The 17,237-nt window shown below is 61.2% G+C and carries 23 protein-coding genes and 1 pseudogene; 15 read left to right on the top strand and 9 right to left on the bottom strand.

Annotated features, from left to right (window positions below):
* Positions 1-3 precede the first annotated feature (3 nt).
* Genes fliF through WT24_RS23880 form a run of 15 tightly spaced genes read left to right on the top strand, consistent with a single transcriptional unit; the run spans position 4 to position 10,776 of the window.
* Positions 4-1,479, top strand: coding sequence for a flagellar basal-body MS-ring/collar protein FliF (gene fliF / locus WT24_RS23815; protein ID WP_060036044.1), 1,476 nt, complete (start codon positions 4-6; stop codon positions 1,477-1,479).
* Positions 1,469-1,990, top strand: a complete 522-nt coding sequence (locus WT24_RS23820) for a hypothetical protein (RefSeq protein ID WP_060036045.1) — start codon at positions 1,469-1,471, stop codon at positions 1,988-1,990. The genes fliF and WT24_RS23820 overlap by 11 nt, the downstream gene beginning before the upstream one ends.
* Complete coding sequence (locus WT24_RS23825; RefSeq protein WP_060036046.1) at positions 1,987-2,706, top strand: hypothetical protein; 720 nt, start codon at positions 1,987-1,989, stop codon at positions 2,704-2,706. The genes WT24_RS23820 and WT24_RS23825 overlap by 4 nt, the downstream gene beginning before the upstream one ends.
* Positions 2,699-4,021 carry a FliI/YscN family ATPase gene (locus tag WT24_RS23830; protein WP_060036047.1) on the top strand — a complete coding sequence of 441 codons (1,323 nt, stop codon included), beginning with the start codon at positions 2,699-2,701 and terminating at the stop codon, positions 4,019-4,021. The genes WT24_RS23825 and WT24_RS23830 overlap by 8 nt, the downstream gene beginning before the upstream one ends.
* Positions 4,018-4,464 carry a hypothetical protein gene (locus tag WT24_RS23835; RefSeq protein WP_060036048.1) on the top strand — a complete coding sequence of 149 codons (447 nt, stop codon included), beginning with the start codon at positions 4,018-4,020 and terminating at the stop codon, positions 4,462-4,464. The genes WT24_RS23830 and WT24_RS23835 overlap by 4 nt, the downstream gene beginning before the upstream one ends.
* Positions 4,464-5,177 carry a hypothetical protein gene (locus WT24_RS34605; protein WP_156440230.1) on the top strand — a complete coding sequence of 238 codons (714 nt, stop codon included), beginning with the start codon at positions 4,464-4,466 and terminating at the stop codon, positions 5,175-5,177. Before WT24_RS23835 ends, WT24_RS34605 begins: the two co-directional genes overlap by 1 nt.
* A complete protein-coding gene (locus tag WT24_RS23840; RefSeq protein ID WP_060036049.1) occupies positions 5,167-5,574 on the top strand; it encodes a flagellar hook assembly protein FlgD in 408 nt (135 codons plus the stop codon). Before WT24_RS34605 ends, WT24_RS23840 begins: the two co-directional genes overlap by 11 nt.
* A 22-nt stretch (positions 5,575-5,596) precedes the next feature.
* On the top strand, positions 5,597-6,790 hold the full coding sequence (locus WT24_RS23845) for a flagellar hook protein FlgE (RefSeq protein WP_060036050.1): 1,194 nt from the start codon (positions 5,597-5,599) through the stop codon (positions 6,788-6,790).
* Positions 6,787-7,608 (top strand): FliM/FliN family flagellar motor C-terminal domain-containing protein, encoded by an 822-nt coding sequence (locus WT24_RS23850; protein ID WP_060036051.1) that lies wholly within the window; start codon positions 6,787-6,789, stop codon positions 7,606-7,608. Before WT24_RS23845 ends, WT24_RS23850 begins: the two co-directional genes overlap by 4 nt.
* Positions 7,605-7,937: a flagellar motor switch protein FliN gene (gene fliN, locus WT24_RS23855; RefSeq protein ID WP_060036052.1), complete on the top strand. Its 333-nt coding sequence runs from the start codon at positions 7,605-7,607 to the stop codon at positions 7,935-7,937. The genes WT24_RS23850 and fliN overlap by 4 nt, the downstream gene beginning before the upstream one ends.
* Complete coding sequence (locus WT24_RS23860; protein ID WP_060036053.1) at positions 7,934-8,281, top strand: hypothetical protein; 348 nt, start codon at positions 7,934-7,936, stop codon at positions 8,279-8,281. Before fliN ends, WT24_RS23860 begins: the two co-directional genes overlap by 4 nt.
* Entirely contained in the window at positions 8,241-9,056 is an 816-nt protein-coding gene (gene fliP / locus WT24_RS23865; RefSeq protein ID WP_257127551.1) for a flagellar type III secretion system pore protein FliP, read from the top strand. The genes WT24_RS23860 and fliP overlap by 41 nt, the downstream gene beginning before the upstream one ends.
* Complete coding sequence (locus WT24_RS23870) at positions 9,053-9,817, top strand: sigma-70 family RNA polymerase sigma factor (protein ID WP_257127552.1); 765 nt, start codon at positions 9,053-9,055, stop codon at positions 9,815-9,817. The genes fliP and WT24_RS23870 overlap by 4 nt, the downstream gene beginning before the upstream one ends.
* A gap of 6 nt (positions 9,818-9,823) precedes the next feature.
* Positions 9,824-10,396 carry a hypothetical protein gene (locus WT24_RS23875; RefSeq protein ID WP_156440229.1) on the top strand — a complete coding sequence of 191 codons (573 nt, stop codon included), beginning with the start codon at positions 9,824-9,826 and terminating at the stop codon, positions 10,394-10,396.
* On the top strand, positions 10,378-10,776 hold the full coding sequence (locus WT24_RS23880) for a hypothetical protein (RefSeq protein ID WP_257127553.1): 399 nt from the start codon (positions 10,378-10,380) through the stop codon (positions 10,774-10,776). The genes WT24_RS23875 and WT24_RS23880 overlap by 19 nt, the downstream gene beginning before the upstream one ends.
* A 433-nt stretch (positions 10,777-11,209) precedes the next feature.
* Here the strand turns inward: WT24_RS23880 and WT24_RS23885 are convergent, their stop codons facing one another.
* The 9 genes and pseudogenes from WT24_RS23885 to WT24_RS34640 all read right to left on the bottom strand — a co-directional run bounded on the left by WT24_RS23885 (position 11,210) and on the right by WT24_RS34640 (position 17,236).
* Positions 11,210-12,331 carry a DUF2827 domain-containing protein gene (locus WT24_RS23885; protein ID WP_060036055.1) on the bottom strand — a complete coding sequence of 374 codons (1,122 nt, stop codon included), beginning with the start codon at positions 12,329-12,331 and terminating at the stop codon, positions 11,210-11,212.
* 134 nt (positions 12,332-12,465) lie between these two features.
* Positions 12,466-12,711, bottom strand: a pseudogene (locus WT24_RS23890) (transposase); the annotation flags it as partial.
* Between the two features lie 623 nt (positions 12,712-13,334).
* Positions 13,335-13,517, bottom strand: a complete 183-nt coding sequence (locus WT24_RS34610) for a hypothetical protein (RefSeq protein ID WP_156440228.1) — start codon at positions 13,515-13,517, stop codon at positions 13,335-13,337.
* 20 nt (positions 13,518-13,537) lie between these two features.
* Positions 13,538-14,011: a lytic transglycosylase gene (locus tag WT24_RS34615; RefSeq protein ID WP_156440227.1), complete on the bottom strand. Its 474-nt coding sequence runs from the start codon at positions 14,009-14,011 to the stop codon at positions 13,538-13,540.
* The gene (locus WT24_RS34620; protein ID WP_156440226.1) at positions 14,011-14,301 is read right to left on the bottom strand and encodes a hypothetical protein; all 291 of its coding nucleotides are present in this window, start codon (positions 14,299-14,301) and stop codon (positions 14,011-14,013) included. The genes WT24_RS34615 and WT24_RS34620 overlap by 1 nt, the downstream gene beginning before the upstream one ends.
* A gap of 67 nt (positions 14,302-14,368) precedes the next feature.
* Positions 14,369-15,166, bottom strand: a complete 798-nt coding sequence (locus WT24_RS34625; protein ID WP_156440225.1) for a hypothetical protein — start codon at positions 15,164-15,166, stop codon at positions 14,369-14,371.
* A 74-nt stretch (positions 15,167-15,240) separates the two neighbouring features.
* The gene (locus WT24_RS34630; RefSeq protein ID WP_156440224.1) at positions 15,241-15,492 is read right to left on the bottom strand and encodes a hypothetical protein; all 252 of its coding nucleotides are present in this window, start codon (positions 15,490-15,492) and stop codon (positions 15,241-15,243) included.
* Positions 15,489-16,688: a hypothetical protein gene (locus tag WT24_RS34635; protein ID WP_156440223.1), complete on the bottom strand. Its 1,200-nt coding sequence runs from the start codon at positions 16,686-16,688 to the stop codon at positions 15,489-15,491. The genes WT24_RS34630 and WT24_RS34635 overlap by 4 nt, the downstream gene beginning before the upstream one ends.
* Positions 16,689-16,915: 227 nt before the next feature.
* Positions 16,916-17,236, bottom strand: coding sequence for a hypothetical protein (locus WT24_RS34640; protein WP_156440222.1), 321 nt, complete (start codon positions 17,234-17,236; stop codon positions 16,916-16,918).
* Between the last annotated feature and the right edge of the window lies 1 nt (position 17,237).

Raw genomic sequence — 17,237 nt, forward strand, 5'->3', positions numbered from 1 at the left:
GCCATGGAATCTCTGCTCACACGTATTCGCGCGTCGTTTGCCGACGCATCGCCGCGCCGCCAATTGATCAGCGTTGCCGTTCTGGTTGCACTCGTCGCATCGTTGATCACCGCCGGCTATTTCGCACTGCGTCCGCGCTATCAAGTGCTGTTCCGGGACCTGAAGCCGCAAGACGCGGCCACCATCGTCGCCGAACTCGAACGGCAGAAAGTCCCCTTCCGGGTCGACGAATCATCTTCTGCCGTGCTGGTTCCCGCCGCGGACGCGCAAGTCATGCGGCTCAGGCTGATGAGCAGCGACATGCGGCTACAGGGGGCCGTCGGCTTCGAACTATTCAACAACTCGGATCTCGGCATTACCGACTTCGCGCAGAAGGTCAACTACCAGCGTGCGCTGCAGGGCGAACTCGCGCGAACCATCATGTCGCTCGACGAGATCGAACTCGCGCGTGTCCATCTCGCGTTTCCCGATTCGTCGATCTTTCGGCGCGCGGACGATCGGCCAAAGGCGTCCGTCGCACTGTTCATGCGTAGCGGCCATACGCTCGGCTCCGACACGGTGCGCGGCATTCAACGCCTCGTGGCCGCCGCGGTCCCGCAGCTGTCTGCGGCCGACGTGACGGTGCTTGACCAGCGCGGGGAATCGGCTTCCGGACGCGATGTTCCCGTCGACGATCCGCACTACGCGCTCAAGCACGCACTCGAACGCGAGTACGAGCGCAAGATCGGCGTGCAGATTGCCCCGTTGCTCGGCGCGCGCCATGCAACCGTCAGTGTCGACGCAACGCTGAATTTCGATCAAGTGCGCGTCACCAACGAATCCGATCTGAATCGGCCGATCGCGAGCGCGGGGTCGACCGGCATTCCGTTGCCGCCATCGTCGGTGAATGCCAAGGGCATCGGAGTGTCCGCCCTTCCGCCGTTGCCGTCCACATCGTCGTCCGATGGCACGCGAACGGAACGCAAGCTGGAGCAGATCGTGTCTGCGCCGGGCTCGCTGAAACATCTGAGCGTCGGCGTCGTGATCGACGGCACGCTACCGGAAGAGACGCTGACGCAACTGAAATCGGTCACGGCCGCGGCAGTCGGTGCGGACGGGTCGCGTGGCGACACGGTCGTCATCTTCGCACGCTCTCAAGCAGCCGACGGGTCGGCAACCGGAATTGCATCGCCGCCGGCAGTCGATGGCGGCGCCCCCACGATGCCGGCGCCGAATCCCGTCGGCGACTTGCTCGCCGACCACACGGCCGTACGACCGGGCGGTATTCGGCAGGTCTGGGCAAGGCTCGGATTGCCGGGTCCAGTTGCCGCGTCCGCAACGGTCCTCGTGCTGCTGATTGGAAGCGCCCTGCTGTGGCGCGCGCTTGCCGGCGGCAGACGACCCGCCGGGCAGCACGCAATGACTTCGACGGAACGCGCCGAGTACGTCACGCGCCTCCGTGTCCTTCTTTCCGAGAGTCGTCAGCATCATGAAGGCTAACGCGCGTATCGACCGACGCCTGCGCGGCCTTGTTGCCGATCTCGCCCATCGGCCCGCCGACGACATCGAGGCAGTCTGGCATGCGTTATCGGACGCCGAGCGCAAGCAGTTGCGCCCGCTGCTCAAAGACGCGGCGTCGCTCGGCCAGGGAGAACCTGGCGGATTGGCGACGGTCCTGTCCGACGCACCGTTGCAAGACGACGGCGAAGGATCGCCCAATCATGCTCCTGCCATCGAGCGTCTCGCCGGCCACTGGCCCGATGCGCTGCTCGCACAACTGGCCGGCAGTGTCGACGACGCGCAGCGCACGCGCCTGTTCGCGGATCATCCGGCATGGCGGCGTCATACCGTCGCGCCACTCGCGCCGCGTGCACGCGATGCGCTGCTGCGCGCCGCTGACGAAGCGATTCGAGCGCTTCCGCCGGCCGTCGAGGTCGACACAACTTCGCAGCGTCCGCCGAGCTCGTGGAGACGGCGCTTGCTCGACGGCCTCCGCAGGAGGCGCACGTGAGCCCGATCATCAAGGCAGAACAGATCGTGCTGAGCGTCGAGCGCGTGTCTCTCGGCGCGCAGTCGGCCGTGACGGAGCCTTGTTCGTCGCCGATGGCACATTCCCCGGTGGCGCATGCGCACGACGATGGCAACACCGGCGATGCATTTGCGCCGGAGCGCGATCGCTTGCTTGCACGGATTGCCGCACTCGAAGCGACAGCATCCGGCCACGAGGCCGAACTCGCGCAATCCGCTCGAACGGCATTCGAGCGCGGCATCGAAGATGGCATTCGGCAGGCGGCGCATGCCGAGGCCGAACGACTCGCGTTGCTGAAAAGCGGCATCGATGCCGCGCGCGACACGTTCATTGCTCGGCTGGCATCGCTGGAGAAGCTCGCGGCAGAGGTCGCACTCGTCGGGCTGGAGCGCGTGCTGGGCGATCCGACCCGTCATGCCGAACTCGTCATTGATACCGTACGCCATCGCCTGATGTCGATCGCGCAGGAGTCGCTCGTCGGAATCCGCGTGTCCGCGGACGATTTCCCCGATCCGGCACGGCTCGACACCGTTCGACACACGCTCGACACGGCACCGTCGGTGTCGCTCGTCGCCGATCCGCAGCTTCCTGCTGGCGCCTGCGTAATCGACCTGACGCTCGGCAAGCTCGACGTCGGTATCCCACGCCAGTTGGCCAGCATCGCTGCGACGATCCGGGAGACGGACAGTCATGCATGAACGGCGCCCCGTGCATCCTTATATCGACGCGCTGCGCCGCCTCGACCCCGTCGCGCGACTGGGCACCGTGACCCGCATCATGCCGACCTTCATCGATGCAAACGGCCCCGGCGTAGCGGTCGGCTCGCTTTGCGTCCTGGGAGAACAGACGCCCCCGCTATATGCCGAGGTCACCCGTGCGGAAGTTGGCAGAATTACGCTTGCCCCTTATCAGGCCACCCTATCGCTCTGTATCGGAGATACGGTACGCGCGGTCGGCTCGGACGCAACACTGCCCGTGGGCGACGCGTACCTGGGGCGGATCGTCGATCCACTCGGCCGGCCGCTCGATGGCGGCGCTGCGATTGCACCGCGACATCCGTGGCCGCTTTCGGGCGTGCCCACGTCGCCGCTCGATCGCACCACCCCCGATCGTGCGCTCGATACGGGGATCCGAGCAATCGATACGCTGCTGACGCTCGGCGTCGGCCAGCGCATCGGCATCTTCGCGGGGAGCGGCGTCGGCAAAACGACGCTGCTGTCCGGACTGGCTCGCCACGTCGATGCAGACGTGTGCGTTCTGTGTCTCGTCGGTGAACGCGGACGCGAAGCCGAGGATTTCTGGCACCGGGCGCTTCAGGATGTGTCACGCGCGCGGTCGGTAATGGTGATCGCCACGTCCGATCAGCCTGCCATCCTGCGTGCACGCAGCGTATCGGCGGCACTGGCCCACGCCGAGTATTTCCGTTCGCAGGGCAAGCATGTGCTGCTGCTGCTCGACTCGATCACGCGCTATGCGCTCGCGCTGCGCGAGATCGGCCTCGCGGCGGGAGAGCCTCCCACCCTTCGAGCCTATACACCGAGCGTCTTCGCCGCATTGCCGAAGGTCGTCGAACGCTGCGGCGCGGTGCGCGACGGCGGCGCTATCACAGCGCTGATGACGGTGCTGGCCGAAACCGACGAAATCGACGATCCGATGGCCGAAACCATGCGCGCGCTGCTGGACGGACACCTCGTGCTGACGCGAACGCTCGCCGAGCAGGGGCATTTCCCGGCGATCGATGTGACGCGAAGCGTCAGTCGGGTCATGCAACACGTCGCCAGCGATGATGCGCGCCATCTGGCTGCGCGTGCCCTCGCCGGGCTGTCGCTCTACGAGCAGTCGCGCACGCTCATCGAAGCCGGTCTCTATGTCGCCGGCAGCAATCCCGTGCTCGACGATGCGCTGCGCATCCGTTCCAGCCTCATTGATTTTCTCCGGCAGGACGTCGGGCAGGCCACCGATCGCGATCACGCGATCGTATCGCTGAAAACCATACTGGAGGCGACGTCATGACACGCCGCTCGCAACGGAACGCTGCGCTCGACATCGCGCTCGTCCGTCAACTGCAACTGCAACAGGCAATCTCGCGTGCCGCGCAGGCACGCGCTGCGCTCGATGTCGAGCGCGACCGGCAGCAGCAAGTCGAAGCCGAGCACGACTCGCATCTCGCGGCGTGGCGCGGCGCGGCCCTGGCCGACCGGCTATCGCCCGCGCTGCTCGCTAATTGCTCGGCCGCACTCGAATCCGTTTCCATCCAACGCAACACCGCGGCGCGGCGCGTCGACATGCGGACCACCGAGTTGGAGGTCGTTCGCGCGGCTCTGCAGCAACGCGACCGCCTCGCCGACGCCGCCGATCAGCACGCCCTGCACATGGAGAAACGACATCGCGCGGCGCTCGACGAGCGACGGATGACCGAACTAGAGATCCGCGTAGCCCTTTCTGGGGAGAATTGATGACAACGGATGTTCAGTTGCTTCGTGCGGCCGACGCGTCAGCCGATCGGCCGCGCATATCGGCCAGCGGCACCGGCAACGCGTTTGGCCAGTTGCTTCGCTCGATGGAGCAGGACATGTGGCGCAACGCCGTGTCAGCGCTTCCTGCCGACAGTCCCGCCCGATCGACGCCCTGCAACCCGGCAACCGTCGAGTCGCCGGTGAGCGCTCCCGCCATCACCGAACAGTACACCGCCTCGATCGCGTCGCCTCTCTCGTCGCAAGCCGTGACGACGGTTGTGCCCGACGTCGGCCCCGCGGTCTCGCTTACGCAAACGAGCGCCCCGACAACGCTGCCACAGCGCGAGGATGCGGCTCGACCTGCGAGCGCATACCAGGCGCCTGGTCCTCGACCGCTACCCGAGCGTTTCGGGCAACCGGACGCAAAAGCACCCGGTTCGACCGAACACATCGCTGGCGTGGCCTCCGGCCGCGACCTCCCGGTCGCCAACGTATCGTCACCACCGGCCGCCTCGCCGTTTCGCGTGACGGTCCTGCCGGGGAATGGCGCGCCACTTGTGTCGCTTCGCATCGCACAGGCCGATCCCGACGACCTCGACTTGCTCGATTCCCATGTTCGCACCGCTCTGCAGCAGAGCGGCTACCCCACGTCGAAGCTCGTGATCAACGGCATCGACCGCAACGCTCCCGGAGAAACCACTCATGGCGATTGATCCCATTGCCTCGTCCGCCAATCTCGGCGCCCGGGCAGATTCGCTCGGCCTGAACATGCAGTCGCTGCTGCAGATCATCCTGACGCAGCTTACCTACCAGGATCCGCTGAAGCCCGTCGACAACTTCGAGTTCGTATCGCAACTCGCACAGTTCACGTCGCTCGAGCAGAGCCGGCAGATGACGGACAAGATCGACAGCCTGCTGACGGTCCAGTCGGCCACCAGGACGGTCGGGCTGCTCGGCCGCAACGTGGATGTACAGACCGATACGGCGCAACTGAGCGGTGTCGTGAAGAGCGTGTCGTTCAAGGACGGCCAGCCGCAATTGACGATCGAAACGGCAGACGGCCAATTCCTGACCAACGCGACGGTCGCGCAGATCGTCGCTGTTCGATAATCGGCGCGACCGGGAGAGATCCATGCTTGAAAGCATCTACATCGGCATGAGCGGCTTGACAGCCTATTCGCGCGGCTTGCAGACCATCAGCAACAACGTGGCCAACCTCAATACCGCCGGCTTCAAGACGTCGACGCCGCAGTTTGCCGACCTCTACTACGGCCAGCAATTCGCACGCGGCTCCAGCGGCAATCCGAACGTCGCCTATTCCGGCAGCGGTGTCGAATACGGCTACGCTTCGCTGAATTTCAAGCAAGGCGACACGCGGCCGAGCGATGGTCAGCTCGATCTCGCGATCCAGGGCAACGGATTCCTGACGCTGCTCGACGGAAAGGACGCCCGCTACACGCGAACGGGCCAGTTCATCGTCGACGACGACGGGTCGATTCGCGACAAGAGCACCGGGCTGCAGCTGGCGGCGCTCACCGGCTCGGGTGGTCTCTCGGGCCTGTCGGTTGCGGGCAAGCAGGTGAATCCGCCGATGGCAACGACCGTCGTCAAGTTCACCGACAACCTGTCGACGGGGTCCACCAGCTTCTCGATTCCCAACATAGACGTATATGACGCCACTGGCGGGAAACACACGCTCAAGCTCGATTTCAAACCCGATTCCGGCCCGCTTCCCGGACGCTGGAAGGTGTCCGTCAGCGACGAAAACGGCGTGCCCGTCCAGGAAAGCACGCTGCAATTCACCGGCGGCATTCCCGATCCCGGGCAGAACAAGATCGGCGTCACGTTGCGCCCTGCCAACGCGCCGCTGCTCACGGTTTCGCTCGATTTCTCCAATGGCGTGACGAGCTATTCCGCGGGCACGACATCGACCCTGCGCGTGTTGTCCAAGGATGGTTACGCGACCGGCACGCTGTCGTCGCTGAGCATCGATCAGGACGGTCAGCTCGTGATCGGCTATTCCAACGGACAAAACGACAAGCTCGGCGCGGTCGCCCTCGCCAGTTTTTCCAATCCCCAGGAACTGATTCAGATGGGCAAGGGACTGTTCGATGCGAGCCACGCCGCCCCGCCTGCGTATCGCTCCAGCAATGGCGCCGGCGTCGGCAAGCTGCTTTCCGGTGCGACCGAGGCGTCGAACGTCGACTTGTCGTCCGAGTTCGGCCAGCTCATCCTGATCCAGCGCGGCTTTCAGGCTTCGTCCCAAGTCGTGAGCGCGGCAAACGAGATGATGCAACAGCTGCTTCAGATGCGGAGTCAGGGATGAGCATCGGCCCCGTCACCTGGCGCCCGGCCAGCAATCGCGATCCTGATCTCGCGCGGGCGCTGTTCGAGACGGCACTCGCCGACTGGCAGTCGCGGTGGTTCGGTCGGACGTGCTTTTCGCTCGGCGACGTCGCGAGCCTGCCCGGCAAGCCGCCCGAACCCGACGCGCGGGCACAAACCAGTCACTGTTGTGCTCCGGGTGTGCGCATCGACATGTCCGAGCGCAGCGATCGGCGTCTGATCGACGCCGCGTTCGCTGCGGGTGGACACGCATTCGACAACCCCGCATGCCATGGCTTCCTCGCATCGATCGCCGCCGAAATCCGCGACGACCTGATTGCGTCGCTGTGCGTATCGTCTGCTTCCGGTCGGACAGCTTCAGCACCCGCCGGCAATGACGTCTCCACCGCCGCGACATCGTTCAGCGGCTACGGTCTTTTTCGGCTGCCGATTGTCGCGCCGAATGGCGACGCGCTTGCGTTGCTGTTCTGCGACGTCCGGCATGTCTGGAACAACGGCGCATCCGACGCGCGCGCCGTCCCGCGTTCGCGGATCGGCACCGAGCTGACACCGCGCCGCATCGCGCTGGATACGTGTCAGGTCGCACTGTCCGTGCGGCTCGGTCGATGTGAATTGTCCGCTGCCCAGTTGACGACGTTATCGCCGGGCGACGTCATCGTCCTCGATCGCACGATCGACGCGCCTGCCACGCTGGTCGTCGACGAAACCTCGTCCACCGTCGCGTTCGGTACGCCGGGCCATACCGGCACATCGCTTTCCTTCAAACTGACGTCGCTCGCGACGCCCGATTCGCCATGACTACCCATACGTTTCCCAAACAGGCCGTAGCGGCCCGCGTCGATCTGCCCGAACAGCACGCCGACGCGAGCGCGGAAGCATCGCCGCGCCCGATGCTCGAGCTGCTCGACGGCGTCAAGGTCACGGTCGACGTGCTGCTCGGTCGCACCACGATGAACGTCAAGGACATGATGACGTTGCAATCGGGCGGCGTGCTCGAGCTGGATCGATCGGTCGGCGATCCGGTCGAGATCGCGTTGAACGGCAAGGCGATCGCGACCGGCGAAATCGTCGCCGTCGACGGCCGTTTCGGCGTGCGCATCGTCAGCGTTGGAACAGCCGATCGATGACCACACCGGTACCCGCATCGTGGCTCGAACGCGCACCGGATGCCGCGCCGGCCGTCAGCCTCTTTTCGCACCTCGGCGTCGACTGGGTTCGCGTCGTGCTGGCGTTGCTGTTGTGCCTCGCGATCGGCGTGGTCGCCGCACTCGTCATCCGGGCACGCTCCGTCCGCGGCACGCCACGCGATCCCGGGAATGTGCCGCGCATTCGCGTGATCGAACATGCCCGACTTTCCGCTCGGGCCACCTTGCATCTGATCGAATATGACCGGCGCGTTGTTCTCCTCATGTCCGATGCGAACGGCAGCCGTGTCGTCGACGCTCGCGACCAGTTGCCGCAGGAGTCCTGAAATGCGCTCGACGTTGCTCCGCGTTCTGGCCGTCATGCTGTTTGCGTTCCTGGGCGGTGCCGCCAATTGGGCCCATGCGTCACCTGCAGTGCAGGCTGCAGCCCCGCTGTCGGCGCTCGGCGTCGCCGACTTCGAGCGCTCCGGGGCCGGCATGTCCGAAGCCGTCCGAATCGCCGTGCTGCTGACGGTACTCAGCCTGCTCCCGGCATTCGTGGTCTCCATGACGGCTTTCATCCGGATCGCGATCGTGCTGTCGATGATCCGCCATGCATTCGGCATGCCCGAAACGCCGCCGACGCCGGTACTGATCAGCCTCGCGCTGTTCCTGACCGTGTTCGCGATGCTGCCGACGCTGCAGACGATCAACCACGATGCGCTTCAGCCGTTCATCGGCGGTCACTTGGAATTGTCGCAGGCGCTCGAGCGCAGCAGCGGGCCGTTGCGCGACTTCATGCTGCGCCAGGTGCGCGAGGACGAACTGAAGTGGATGTACGAGATGTCGCATCAGCCGCTTCCGGCAACGCCCGCCGACGTCAGCCTGCTGCAATTGACGCCCGCATTCATCCTGAACGAGCTGCGAGTGTCGTTCCAGATCGGTTTCGTCATCTTGCTGCCGTTCCTGCTGATCGATCTCGTCGTCTCCAGCGTACTGCTGTCGCTCGGCATGCTGATGGTGCCGCCCGCGACGATCTCGCTGCCGCTCAAGGTGCTGATGTTCGTGCTGGTCGACGGCTGGGGTCTCATTTTGCGCGGCGTGCTGGGTAGTTTCAAATGACGCTGCCGGATCTGCCGGGCGCGATGCGCGCTCTGTCGACAGAAGGACCGGAGCACGATCTGTGGGTCGCCTTCGAGCGCAGGCGCGACCCCGACACCAGGGAGGCGCTGTTCGATTTTTACCTGTCGTATGCGGCCGCGCTCGCCGGCAAGCTGTATCGCGGGCGGCATCGGGACGATGTCGAGTACCAGGACTACATGCAGTTCTCCTGTGTCGGCCTGCTCGAATCCATCGACCGGTTCGACCGGACCCGCGGCGTTGCATTCACGACATTCGCCACACAGCGGATCAAAGGTAGCGTCCTCGACGGCGTCACCCGGCTGACCGACGGGCAGGAACAGACCGCGCTGCGTGCCAGCATCCGCCGCGAGCGGCTTGAGTCGCTGAAGGATGCCCCCGGTGGCCAGCCACGCGACGTCTTTCGCGTGCTCGCGGGCGTGACCGTCGGCCTCGCTATCAGTTTCATGCTCGACGATACGGGCATGATCGGTGCCGACCCAGGGGCGGCGCAGTCCTTCCAGGACCATCCGTACCGGACGCTGGCGCAGCAGCAGACGCGCTCCCGCCTGTACGAGGCGGTCGACCGCCTGCCCGCACGCGAGCAGAAGATCATTCGCTACCACTACTTTCATCGCTTGAGCTTCGAGCACATCGCCGACATTCTCAACCTGTCCAAAGGCCGCATTTCGCAGTTGCATCGCGCGGCACTCGACGAGCTTCGTCGGCAGATCGGCACCGACGACTTCTATCTTCTTGCGTGACTCGCCATGGAAAACAACCTGTCATCGATTTTGTGCCCGGACGACCGGATGGCCGTGCTGGTGGAATCCATGCGATCCAGCGACGAAGCGGCGCTCCACGCGTTGAACAACGCACTCGAGCGCTGGCCCGACGACTACCGGTTGTGGTTCCTGCGCGGCGCAGTTCATGCCGGGGCGCAGCACTATGAGGCTGCCAGAAGCGATTTCGACGCATCGCGGCAACTGACGCCCGATTTCCCTGTCGCAGGCTTCATGCTCGGCTTTCTCCACTTGACTCATGGTCATGTCGATCGGGCCGTCGATGCGTGGCAGCAACTCGATACGCTGCCGGCCGACGATACGCTGCGCATGCTGAAAACCGGCTTGCTGAACCTCGCTGACGACCGCTTTGCACTGGCCGGCGAGCAGTTACGTGCGGGGATGGCATCGAATACGAAATACCCGCTGATCAATCGCTATATTGCGGACGTGCTCCGGCACGTCGAGTCGATCGTTGATACTTCGCCGGGCAATCACGCGTCATCGGAAAAGACGGGTATCCTTCCGGAAATCGATCCGGCGTGTTCCACGCCCCGCTGATAGGCTTTTCCATCGCCATGATTTCCCGCACCACGCTCGACCAGCTCACCGAGATACTGTGCAGCGAACTCGACAAGAAGGCCCGCGCGCGGCCGGGCGCCGCTGGTGCGACGTCGGCCGCCAGTACAACATCGAAAAGCGGGCCACGCCCGTTGGGTGAAACGCTCCGAGCGCATATCGACCAGTTGCTCGCAGCGGGCGTGACGGACGAGTTCCAGTTGACGCGCGCCGCGGTCGAGCATGTGCTGCACCGGCAATTCGGCGACGAGCAGGTCAACGATCCAACGTTTCAGTCGATTGCGAACCGGGTCGCGCAAGCCATCCTGGAAGATGACAGCCTCAAGGACGATCTGATGGCCGCGTTTGCCCTTCGCAAGTAATACTCGTCAAACTGAGCCAGCGCACTTCACCGGGGGTAAAGTGACAAGCGACCACCCCGCGCCAAGCGCTGGTACAACAGCCATCGCGATACGCCGTGGTACAGGTCCATGCAGCTATAACGGCAAGCAAGATTGGGCGACTGGAGCAGACCGATAATAGAGATGGCGGATGCGTTGGCTGGCGATGATGCAATAGGGGTGATTGCTGCACGGGCGGGGGTGCGGTGATGCCCCGCTTCTACGACGATTTGCTGTCCGTCAGTCCATTCGGCGCAAGCCGGCGCGCTCCGATATCAGCGTGTCACGGGCCGGAGATCTTCCGGTGCCAGATCACGCGCCCGTCCCGCAAAATAGTTGGGCGACATGTCCAGCGCCCGGCGACATCCAGCCCCTTCAGCTTGATATAACCGTCACTGAAGCGGGACGATCGGTCTCACTCAAAAAGCCCGACAAGCAACCTGTCATACGCTTCCACCTGTTTCGGGTTGGTGGACAAAAATCGCCCGATCCGCTCTCGTTGCTGAATTCGGTAACCTTGCCAATCCTCATCGTGAAATTCGACGGCTCGCTCGAGTTGACGGCACCCTTCGTCCACGTCGTTTTTATTGTAAAAGTAACCCAGTTCGCGGCATAGGTCGGCGTTGTGAACCATTGCGTAACCGTTCCAGCAAACATCGAAATAGAAATAATTCAATGCAAGACCGGATTGATGAGAAATGACGATGTCGGTGTATTCCGAAAGAAATTGGGGCGTGTTGTAATAACCGACAAAGCTTATTTTCGAATCCCGCACAAGATCCAGATGAGTTGCGATGCCGATGAATTCGGGGCTGCCTTTCGCGAGGTGTTCCGTGTTCGTCGCGTGCACATACGATATTTTCTCGCCTAGCTTCCGATAACCCAATTCCGCAATCAAGATCGGGTAGAGGCAGAACTTGGTGACGTCGATGTTCGGCTCCATCACGGACAACCGCTTCGGTTGTCCGGTCGGGCGATATTCCCCGCGATGCGGGAGTGCGGCCGATCGTTCTTCCACGCAGATCGGGTCCCAAACAAACGGCACCTCGCGAACAGGCTGGCGTCGCAAAACGCTGAAGAAGCCGGCGCTGGTATCGACGACTTGCGGGATGATCCACACTTGGTCGTAACGTTGGTTGATAAATACCGTTTCGGCATGCCGTCTGCCAAAAATCATCGCCTGCATCATGTGCACGTATTCCGGACCACAACAATAGCTTACGACTTTTGCGCCACGTGCCTGCAGATACGAGGTTTGCTGCTGATCGATTTGCCCCCCGAGCTCGATCAGGACATCCAGCGAATCTTTCGCGTCGTCGAAGGAGCACACCGGAAACTGCTTGATATCCCAGGGAAGAGCGGACGTGATCTCGACGCTCGTTGTGTTGACGAGCTTGACTTGATGACCGAGCGACGAGTGTTGAAAGAGCTTCATCAGATACAAGGCGTTCTGCTTGATGCCGTTGACCCAAAGACTCTCGGTCGCGTGGTGAAGGCCGATTGTGATGCCGATGCTAAGTGATCGTGCGGAACTCATTGGGTATCCGGTGTGCTCGTCAAATAGATGCAAATCATAGCGTCCTCGCATTTTCCGAGCGGTTAAAAACTGTCAAAATTTGGATCCGAACGCTTGGAGGTATCCGGAATTTCGCGTGTGCGGCGGGTTGAGATTCAGATTCCAATGTTGAATCGTTCCGGGTAAAGCAGCGCGAACTGAGTCATGACGCTCTTCCAATCGTGCCGGGAACCGGTCCATTTGGCCACGACGTTGCGCAGCGCCAGCCAGATCAATTTGAGTGCGGCCACGCCCGACGAGAAGTGGCCGCGTGCCTTGATGATCTTCCGAAGCTGCATGTGCAGCAACTCTATCGCGTTGGTCGTATATACAATTTCCCGAATATCAGGCGCGAAGGCATAGGTGCGGCCAACGAAGGCCTTCCAACATCGGCCCCTGTCATACGTTCTGGCACCATGTGCCTATCCTGCAATAGTTCCCTTTGCTCCTCGCACGAACGCCACCAGAACACGACAGGCACATGGGCACACGTCGATGGAACACCGAGGGAACATCACGGCACCACCATCCCGGTTTCCAAAGGGCTACGCCCTTTGGGCACGATATGGTTCGGCAATGCGTCGGCATTTCCGCAAACATATCCGTCGTGCCTATCGCTTTCAGTTGGGCGACACTCGGGATACAGGTCAGAGACACGATCGATACGCGAGGACTACACCAAGGCGACACTGTCGTCGTCGCGCGCTCGACGCGGTGCAATCTGCACCATGCCGCAAAGCCACGTCCATACTGGCTTTGCGCGATCCGCGACCACTGCAACGACGTTTCACCGCTCAGCAATGTGGTGCGCCTCAAACCCGCGCCACGCTTGGGCTGAGCGACCGGTTTGCACGCGTTTTGGCGCGTGCGTCATGTCTGTGCGATTTCAAGGGGGTGGTGCGTTTTGGACCAACACGATATTTACGCTGCAAACGGGACCGACGACAGCGCGACGGCCAGCGACGGAAGTCGGCAATTGTCGGCGTCAACGGCAGCCAGAGCGAACGCCGATCATCGCGTTATTGCCAACCGCTGGCTGCGTCACGCGATAGACGGAATCCCCGTAATGCACCTCGATGACGACGAGCGACGGCGCGTCGCCAAACAGCTCTTCTGAGACTCGAGCGCAGATGCGACAACGCCCGCAGAAGCGGGCGTTGTCGTCCAAATGTGTTACGTCATCCCCTTTTATCCGCGTTCCACACGAACTAAGTCATCGTACTCGCCGAACTCAGGTACAGCGGAATAATTAGGCTTCACGTCGGCCGACGAAGTAGCAGTCTCAATCCGGTGCGGATCGAAGAATTCTCGACGTATCGTGACGCCACCATCACGAGCAAAGATATATGATGTCCCAATTATCACCCTATCCGTATCGCCGTCAAATTCTCGATAAGTGGCCATCGATAGAAATAGCTTACCGGGCTCAACTTCCTGGAAGTCGTATGAAAGTGATTCCCTCAACAAATTGTCAAGAAAACCAAGTCCGATCGCCTTGGCTGTTACTTCAAGAAAACAATATGGCCGCTCAACGGAGTCCACAAGAACCGTGTAAAGTTGGCCATTGACGTGAGCCGACCTGGCTTGCTCCTCAGACCAAATCTCCGTCGGCCGCTTCTTGGCACGGAACCATGACTTACAAAAATAGATAGGCCGCTTCATCAATAAATCCTACCGTTAACATCTCGAATCAACACCCCAGCCTTGTTCGCAGCATCAAGAACCGACTGCGGAACTGGTCTGATCTGAACCGGCACTTCGAGATAGTACTGACCACGCAACATCTGTCCACCCAGCCCGCCACTCGATGGTACGTTTGCAATACCAGCATTCACCGAATATTTTCCTGGAATTTCATTGATATAGCTGACCGCTGTCTGCGTCTTAATATCAGATAGCTGCGTAAACTTGCGAGAAACAATTTCCCCAAGACCGGGGTTGTAGGAATCCAATCGATAGTACCCCTGACCCGTAGACTTGTTTACGTAGACCTCTTTGTACGGATAAGCGGACGAGCGTTCAGCATTGAAATGCGTTACCTTGCTCGACACGCAACAGCCAATCTGGCTTGCCACCTACTCGCGCGGTGGTTCCGCCAACTCCAGCTACATCAACCGCATTCAACTGCATGCCGCTGCGCGACATGTAGTTACTCATCAGTCTATCTACTGTCGGCCCAAAGGTCTCAACTGCCGCAGCCCCGGCCGCTCTTCCAACAGCACCAGCACCTATCAATGTCGAAGCTGCTTCACCAAACGCTTGAAGTTGCTTCGCGGCCGCTGTTCCGTAGTTGCCGTTGCTCCATGCAGCACGTGCAGCATCGGCGCTCGCAGCCCCAGCAAGCTGGTAGCCGAAATCCTTGAAACTTTGCGCCGCATCGCCAACCAACTTGCCGGCATAGGCCGCGCCAGGACTCGGATCCAGCACACCAGCATATCCGCCTCGGTAACCACGAATTGCGGCATCGAGAGGTATTTCACCAGCGCCCGGACCAGCCACCAGAGCACCCGGCAACGCATCAGGGAACTGTGCGCTAAACGCTTGTCCGGCCAACTGCGTAGGCGCTGCCGGTACACCCATGCTCGGACCATACAACGTCGACGCGCTGCTATAGGTTGTCGGTGTCGTGTCGACCAGCCCACCGTATGCGCCATACAGCAACGCGGCATTGCTATACGTCGACTCCGGTGCTACGAATCCGCTGCCAACACCGCCCAAGCCACCGGGCAGGATTTGCCCGTTGAGGCCAGCGATCGCGTCCTGAGCGCGCCGCGTTGTCGAGTCGACGGAAGCAGCCTGCACGTTGCTCGCCACCATGTTCCTGACGGTGCTGGCCACCGCGTCCGCGGCGATTGCCCCGAGGTTGATTTACTCTTCGCGCAAGACTCAGGCTACAAGTATCCGGCTTGCCTTAGGAATTTTGTTAGCAATGCATCTAATTCCTCATCCGATAAACCTTGATCCTTGCCCGGCCCCTTCCAGTGCCATACTAATTGTTGAGCCTCACTAGATAAATCGACAAATTCGTCACCTAGTAGATCTGCAAGGCCGATATTCCCGACAGTTGGATCATTCGCAATGATAGTTCGAAACACTTCGCTCGGAGCGCGTCCTCTGAGAATATCTTCGAGCATAATTTTCATCGTCCAAAAATTACTGTTGTAGCAGAATAGCCAGTGTTAGGGACCCCAACATTGGTAAAGCCGTATCTCGCCGCAATGCGTCCGGTCCAAGTATTTGCGGCCGCTTGTTGAGGTGTCATTCCCTTACTTAGGTTCGACGCATACTGAGCCGCATTCACGCTATCGGTACCACTAATCCAGGTGCCACGAATTGCGTTAACCTGAACGCCATCTTGCTCCAAACGTTGCATCGCACTCGCGAACATGTCCGTTCCGGATGCTGTCGAGAATGAACTGCCGCCCGGTGCTGAACGAATGTTGAAGCCAAGGACACCCTGTTTGTCGACATTGACCACTAGACCATGAATCCCTTCTGGATCGCCAAACTGCAATGAGACGCTACCGTTTTTGCTAGTCCGAACGACAAACTCATCGGAAACGTTGATGCGCGGTGTAGGTGGCCCGAGCGGAACAGTCGTTCCCTCTGGCACAACATACGTCCGCAAAGCTGGAGTCGTACTTTCAACGAGCCTTTCGAATTGTGGTACAAAGGCTTCTCCGGCCGATCGCAACATCGCCTGACCTTGCTGCCGCACCAGCGCTGCCGCCTCTCCTTCAACACCACCAATGCCGAGCGATCCGGCATTGATAATCAAATCTTCCTTCGTTCGCTGCAACTGCTCCGGACTGAGCATCTCGCCCGAAACCGGATTCAGCCCATAGGGGGAGAACAACGCAGCTGTATTGCCGACCAAATTCTCAACAGCGCTATAGGCCGCTCCCAGGATCGCTCCGCCCGGCGTACTACCAACTGACGGATCCGACAGACGGTCACGCAAGCTCGGCGGAAGTGCTCTAACTTCGCCGTACTCCACCGGGAAAGGTCTGAGAGCCGGTCCGCCCGGAATCTCGACAGCCGGCACATACGGCGTCGGGACCGGATACGCCACTGCGCTCGTCGGCCCATTCGAATCAATGATCGATGCGCTGCTCGATGACGCCATCAAGCGCAGCGCCTGCTCCGTCGATAACCCAAGGCTTGCCGCCGTCGAATCGAACGAACTGGTTGTCGGTCGCAACTGTGCATTGGCGGACCATGCGAACTGAGTCGCAGGATCGACCGGATACGCTCCCTGCACCATCGCATTGACGTCACCACCCACACCGTAAAGCGCACTCGTGTTGGTCCCGGATTTCCCGATCGACGCACTTTGCATGCGGTCCGCAACCATATTGCCAAACAGGTGTCTTTACCGCAAACTGCCTTCTTAAAGAGCGCAAACCCTTATAGCACAAGGCTCTCCGGCCCATCAATACGACACAGGGTAATTTTTGCCCAGACGCGAGTTTTGCGCCGAATCTGATTCATCACGCGACACTATGGGCACTCGTTGGAGGAGAAAGCACTTCCCCTTCGACGAGTGCACTAACTCAGCAAGGTTGATCACACAGTTTTGCCTAGATAGTTGGCCAAATCCGCCTGAGTCAATCCCGGAGTTCCAAGTTGGAACCATTTTTCAAAGTAGTCGGGATACGGTAGATATACTCGTCCGCCTTCCTTGACCGGTCCAGCTTGCGTCCCATACTTGGCGACGAATCGCAAGTGCTCTATCGTCATTACATAGGCGTTGCGTTCATCGTCATTAGCAAAGATCACTTCACCAGTAACGCGGCATGGTGAATCACCAAGAATCAGGTCCACCAAATCCGACGCCTTACCCGCTTCCAGTAATTCCAGAACGGCTTCCTTGTCAGCAGCACTCAAT

Source organism: Burkholderia sp. MSMB1078WGS (assembly GCF_001528895.1).
In the GTDB taxonomy this organism is placed as follows: domain Bacteria; phylum Pseudomonadota; class Gammaproteobacteria; order Burkholderiales; family Burkholderiaceae; genus Burkholderia.